This is a genomic window from Luedemannella flava (assembly GCF_039528515.1).
Lineage (GTDB): Bacteria > Actinomycetota > Actinomycetes > Mycobacteriales > Micromonosporaceae > Luedemannella > Luedemannella flava.
Genome location: NZ_BAAALT010000217.1, coordinates 362 through 6,026, shown reverse-complemented (window position 1 = coordinate 6,026; position 5,665 = coordinate 362). Strand labels below are relative to the sequence as shown.

At 69.9% G+C, this 5,665-nt stretch carries 7 protein-coding genes; 1 reads left to right on the top strand and 6 read right to left on the bottom strand.

All coding sequences use genetic code 11. From position 1 onward, the window contains the following. The 6 genes from ABD211_RS26825 to ABD211_RS26800 form a co-directional block, all read right to left on the bottom strand. Positions 1–307 (bottom strand): hypothetical protein (locus tag ABD211_RS26825; protein ID WP_425560539.1); only part of this gene is annotated, 307 nt, incomplete at its 3' end. Between the two features lie 281 nt (positions 308–588). Continuing rightward, on the bottom strand, positions 589–1,464 hold the full coding sequence (gene ftsX / locus ABD211_RS26820; RefSeq protein WP_344137727.1) for a permease-like cell division protein FtsX: 876 nt from the start codon (positions 1,462–1,464) through the stop codon (positions 589–591). Positions 1,465–1,500: 36 nt separating this feature from the next. Next, the gene (gene ftsE / locus ABD211_RS26815) at positions 1,501–2,181 is read right to left on the bottom strand and encodes a cell division ATP-binding protein FtsE (RefSeq protein ID WP_344137723.1); all 681 of its coding nucleotides are present in this window, start codon (positions 2,179–2,181) and stop codon (positions 1,501–1,503) included. Between the two features lie 139 nt (positions 2,182–2,320). Beyond that, a complete protein-coding gene (locus ABD211_RS26810) occupies positions 2,321–2,776 on the bottom strand; it encodes an RrF2 family transcriptional regulator (protein ID WP_344137720.1) in 456 nt (151 codons plus the stop codon). Between the two features lie 60 nt (positions 2,777–2,836). Continuing rightward, a complete protein-coding gene (gene prfB, locus ABD211_RS26805; protein ID WP_344137718.1) occupies positions 2,837–3,952 on the bottom strand; it encodes a peptide chain release factor 2 in 1,116 nt (371 codons plus the stop codon). Positions 3,953–4,001: 49 nt separating this feature from the next. After that, a complete protein-coding gene (locus tag ABD211_RS26800) occupies positions 4,002–4,514 on the bottom strand; it encodes a helix-turn-helix transcriptional regulator (RefSeq protein WP_344137715.1) in 513 nt (170 codons plus the stop codon). A gap of 317 nt (positions 4,515–4,831) precedes the next feature. On the opposite strand from ABD211_RS26800, the gene ABD211_RS26795 reads away from it, so the two are divergent. Beyond that, the coding region (locus ABD211_RS26795; protein ID WP_344137712.1) for a hypothetical protein at positions 4,832–5,665 on the top strand (834 nt) is incomplete at its 3' end.

The following is a 5,665-nucleotide window of genomic DNA, read 5'->3' as shown; positions in this document are numbered from 1 at the left end:
CGGCGTCCGCGCGGCGCGCGGCCCGTGCCGCGGTGCGGGCCGTGACGACCGCGCCAGCCAGTTCCCCCTGGGCCACCGCGAGGCGCCGGCGGGCCCCGGGAAGCTGCCTACCCACCCGGGCGTACGCCAGCCCGGCCGCTCGCGCCCGGCCGCTGGCCACTTCAAGCTCAGCATGGGTACGGGCCGCCATCCGGTCGACGCGGTCCTTGTCGTCGTGCGGATCGGCGGCCGCGGCGGGGACGTCGGCGAGCAGCACGAACAGGATCGCCAGCGCGCCGACGACGCACCTGAGCGCGGTTCGCTCCACTGCCCACCTTCCTGGCCGCGCGGCGCCCCACGACGCCACCCACGATGCCTAACGACCGTTTCGCCCGAAATGACACCGTGTGCGTCCCGCCGCACCCACGCGCCGACCAGCACCCGTGCGCGAACAACCCGGACAACGGGTCCCTGAGCGCAGCCCGGATGAGTGGCCCCGCGGCGCCTCCCCGCCACCGGGCACGGGGGCGTGTCGGGCGGGACGCGGACGGGCCCGGTGCCCGCCGATGGTCGGCGGGTCCGGGCCCGGGCGCGTGACTGCGGTCTGCGTCAGACCTTGATGTAGAAGCGGAGCGCCACCCAGCCGGTGACCGAGCTGATCAGCACGGCCACGCCGGCGATCGCCGGGAAGACGAGGTGCACGTTGCTCCAGGGGACGTCGAGCAGCAACGTCGTCAGCGGTTTGAGCGTCCCGTCGATGACGAAGATCTTGGAACAGATCAGGATGATGTACGCGATGACCGCGCCGATCAGGCCGGCCGCCACCGCCTCCAGGACGAACGGCGCCTGGATGAACCAGTTCGAGGCGCCGACGAGTTTCATGACCGCGACCTCGCGTCGCTTGCTGTAGGCGGCCACCTGGATCGTGTTGATCACGAGGAGGAGTGCCGCGACGCCCTGGACGATGGCGATGATGAGGGCGAGTTTCTGCAGTGAACTGATCACCGAGAAGACCTTGGAGAGCAGCGCCTTCTGGTCGACGATCTCGTCGACGCCCTCCATGGTCTGGAACTTCGCCTCGATCTCGCTGAACTTGCCGGGGTCCTTGAGCTTCACCCGGAACGACTCGGGCAGCGAGTCGGCCTTGGTGGAGGCGACCAGGTCGGGCGCGTCCTTGAAGATCTCACTGAACCGGGCGAACGCCTGCTCGCGCGTCTCGAAGTCGGCCTTCTCCACGAGCTCGTCCGCGTTCAGGGCCGCCGTGATGGCGTCCTTCTGCGGCTGGGTCACCTCGTTCTTGAGGAAGATCGTGACCTCGATCTGCTCGTAGTAGAAGTCCTTCATCAGGTTGACCTGCATGAACATCAGCAGGCTCGCGCCGACCAGGGTAAGCGACACCGCCATCGTGATGATCATCGCGATGGTCATGGTGACGTTGCGCCACAGTCCGGTGAGCACCTCGGACAGGACGTACTTGATACGCATCGGGTGGGATCCTTCCCGCCTTCTCTGGTCCGGCCGTCAGCCGTAGACGCCCCGGGGCTGGTCACGAACGATCTTGCCTGCCTCGATCTCGACGACCCGGCGGCGCATCTGGTTCACGATGTTGGAGTCGTGAGTAACCATCACGACGGTCGTGCCGGTCCGGTTGATCCGGTCGAGGAGCCGCATGATCTCGATGGACGTGTCCGGGTCGAGGTTTCCGGTGGGCTCGTCCGCAAGGAGGATCAGCGGACGGTTCACGAACGCGCGGGCGACCGCGACGCGCTGCTGCTCACCACCCGACAGCTCGTGCGGGTACCGGTGCTCCTTGCCGCCGAGGCCGACCAGCTCGAGCACCTCGGGTACGACCCGGCGCGCCACGGCCTGGGTCTTGCCGATCACCTCGAGGGCGAAGGCCACGTTCTCGTACGCCGTGCGGTTGGGCAGCAGGCGGAAGTCCTGGAACACGCAGCCGATCGAACGGCGGAAGTGCGGCACCCGCCACGAGCGCATGTGGCCCAGCTCACGCCCGTTCACCGAGATCTTGCCCTTGGTGGGCTGGATCTCGCGCAGCAGGAGCTTGATGAAGGTGGACTTGCCGGAGCCCGAAGGCCCGATGAAGAAGACGAACTCGCCCTTCTCCATGGTGACCGAGACGTCGTTGAGGGAAGGGCGCGACGCCTTGGGGTAGGTCTTCGTCACGTGCTCAAGCGCAATCACGGGTGGTGAGTCTACGCGGTGTCACTGAACCGCCAAGTCCACGTGCCCGGTTGCGTGCGATTCGCCCGCGAATACGCTGGCCGACCAGGCGCCCGTACTCCCCGGAAATTGCTCTTCGGAGCGGCTAATTCACGCTGTGTCAGCGGGGTTGCCAGGCCTCGTGGTCGGCGATGAGGCGACGGACGTGCGCCGGGAGACGACCCTTCACCAGCTCGGCCAGGCTCACCTCGTCGAGCACCCGGCGCACCGACGCGCGGACCGCCACCCACAGGTGGGGCAGGTAGGCCGCGGCGCCCGGATAGGCCGTGTCCTCGGGGCGCTGGCCGCGCACGCCCGCGAGCGGCCCGTCCACCGCCCGCAGGACCTGGCCGACCATCACCTCGGCCGGCGGCTTGGACAGCGTGTAGCCGCCGTCGACGCCGCGGGTGCTCTGCACCACGCCCGCGCGACGCAGGTCGGCGAGGATCGCCTCCAGGAACTTGCGGGGCATCTGCTGTTCGGTGGCGAGCGCCTGCGCGGAAACCGTCGTCGGGTAGGCAGCCGCCAGCGTCAACGCGGCGCGGACCGCGTAGTCCCCCCGCGCCGAGACCTGCACTGGTCCCTCCTTAAGCGACCGGATTCTAAGGCTGCGGCGACTGTCCAGCCAAGGCGCCGGCTATGCCGCCGCCATCTGGTTCTGCTTGCGCCACCGGATCCCCGCCTCGACGAAGCTGTCGATGTCGCCGTCGAAGACCGCGGTCGGGTTGCCCGTCTCGTGCTCCGTACGAAGATCCTTCACCATCTGGTACGGGTGGAGAACGTACGAACGCATCTGATCGCCCCAGGAGCCTGCCACGTCGCCGCGCAGCTGGTCCATCTTGGCCTGCTCCTCGGCCCGCTTCACGGCGAGCAGCTTGGCCTTGAGCACGCCCATCGCCGTCGCCTTGTTCTGCAGCTGGGAACGCTCGTTCTGGCAGCTCACCACGATCCCGGTGGGGATGTGGGTCAGCCGCACCGCGGAGTCGGTCGTGTTGACGCCCTGGCCGCCGGGGCCAGAAGAACGATACACATCAACGCGAAGGTCGTCGTCCGGGATGTCGATCTCGTCGGTCTGCTCGACCACGGGGACGACCTCGACGGCGGCGAAGCTCGTCTGGCGGCGCCCCTGGTTGTCGAACGGGCTGATCCGCACGAGCCGGTGCGTGCCGGCCTCCACCGACAGCGTGCCGTACGCGTAGGGCGACTTCACGGCGAAGGTGGCGGACTTGAGACCCGCCTCCTCGGCGTACGACGTGTCGTAGACGTCGGTGGGGTAACCGTGGCGCTCGGCCCAGCGCAGGTACATCCGCAGGAGCATCTCGGCGAAGTCCGCCGCGTCCACGCCACCCGCGCCGGACCGGATCGTGACGAGCGCCTCGCGCTGGTCGTACTCCCCCGAGAGGAGGGTGCGGACCTCGAGCTCCTCGATCGCCTTCTGCAGGGCGACCACCTCGTTGCCGGCCTCGGCCAGCGAGTCGGCGTCGCCCTCGGCCTCGGCCAGCTCCAGCAGCACCCCGGCGTCGTCGATGCGGGAGCGCAGCCGCTCGAGCCTGTTGATCTCGCCCCCGACGTAGGACAGGCGCGAGGTCACCTGCTGGGCGCGGGCCTGATCGTCCCAGAGATCGGGGGCGCCGGCCTGCTCCTCGAGATCCGCCTTGTCGCGGCGCAGCCGACCGAGATCCAGGACGGTCTCGATGTTGCGCAGCGTGGCGTCGAGTTCCTTGAGCTTGTCAGCGAGGTCGACGGTGGTCACGAGCAACAAGCCTAACCGGCGTTTGTGATCAAGGCTCGCGACCCGCGCCTCACTTTGCGGGAGCGGTCTTCAACCAGGTCAGCGCGGCCTTGTGGTAGGCCACCGCGAAGTCCAGCGCCGCGACCCCGTAGCTGTCGCCCTCGGCCTTGGCCACCTTGATCTGCTCCCGGACGGCGGCGAGCGCCTCGGTGTGCTCCTCGGCGGCGGTGGAATAGAGCCCCTTGAGCGCGGACGCCGACTGGTGCGAGCCGAACGCCACCCGCAGCGCGGTCGGGTTGCGCAGCGACTCCAGACCGGGCTCCTCGGCGAGCCAACGGGCGAAGGCGCGCTTGCCGGCAGGCGTGATCACGTACGGCTGGCTGGCCCGGGGACCGGGCTTGCCCTCCCGCACGTAGCCCATGTCGGCGAGCGCGGGCAGCTCACGGTAGACCTGACTGCGCGTCATGGACCAGTAGGGCCCCAGGCGACGCTCGGCCGTGGCCATCAGCTGACCGCCCGTCATCGGGCCCTCATGCAGCAGCCCCAGGAGGGCCGCCGCGGTTGCGTTGACTCCATCTGCCATGCCTCTACGCTGCCACTTCGCCCCTCGGGTGTCCAGGATTTCGGCAATATCCATTCCACAGTGCACTGTCCGGTCAGGACCAATTGGGCGAAGATCGCGGAGCCGACAAAGGGCTTTACCGGGCATTCTCCTCGTAAATAGCATAAATCCTCGCATAACAACGCGGTGCGCGGATGATCGAAAATCTCGTCCGATCGGGCGTGGCGACACGCCGTTCGCGTTTCGTCACGGCCACGTCCACTGCGTTCCCCACCGGTGCGAGGCAGGATGGTCACGGCACGTACGCACGGGGCGACGCGACCGGAGGGAACCCCACGATGACTCACCTGAGCCTGGGCGCCTGGCTCAGCGACCTCGACCGCGACGCGCTGGCCCGGATCATCGCCAACCGCCCCGAGACCCGACTGCCCCGACCCGCCGCCACGCTCACCGAGCTGGTCACCCGCCTGTCCCGGCGCCCGGCCCTGCTCACCGCCCTCTACACCGCGCCGACGCCCGCCGCCCAGGTCGTGGAGATGGTGGCCGCCCTCGATGAGGGCCCCGCCGCGCCGGTCGCCCGGATCGCCACCGGGTTCGGCGTGGCGCCCGACGACGCCGACCTCGCGGCGGTCCTCGACTGGCTCGCCGACCGGGCGCTCGCCTGGCGCGACGGCCCGACCCTGTGCGTCCCGCCGGTCCTGCTCGACGCGTTCCCCTTCCCGCACCGTCTGGGACCACCCCTCGAGTACGCCTACGGCGCGCTGTCCGGGCGGGACCTGCACGTCTTCGCCGACGCCTGGCAGGTGGACGCGGGCAAGCCCAAGCGCGACGTGCTCGGCGCGCTCCTCGCCGCCGCCGAGGACGGAGGGCCGGTGCGCGCCCTGCTAGCGCACGCCCCGGAGCCCGTGCGCGAGCTGCTCAACCACGTCGCCTGGCAGGGCCCGGCCGTCGTCGAGAACGGGTACCCGCACGCCGTCGCCCGCCCCGAGGTCGGCTGGGCCGTGCACCACGGCCTCCTGGTCCGGGAGGCCTGGGACAGTGCCGTGATGCCCGCCGAGATCGCGGTCGCGCTGCGCGGGCCGGGCTGGCGCCCGCCGTTCGACCCGCATCCGCCGGCCGTGCGGACCGCACCCGTCGCGGACGAACTGCTGCGCCGCGAGTCGGCCGCCGCG

What these genes read in the sequence shown, in the direction of transcription:
- ftsX (WP_344137727.1), bottom strand. Translation starts at nt 1,464, where the DNA reads ATGCGTATCAAGTACGTCCTGTCCGAGGTGCTCACCGGACTGTGGCGC.
- ABD211_RS26800 (WP_344137715.1), bottom strand. Translation starts at nt 4,514, where the DNA reads ATGGCAGATGGAGTCAACGCAACCGCGGCGGCCCTCCTGGGGCTGCTG.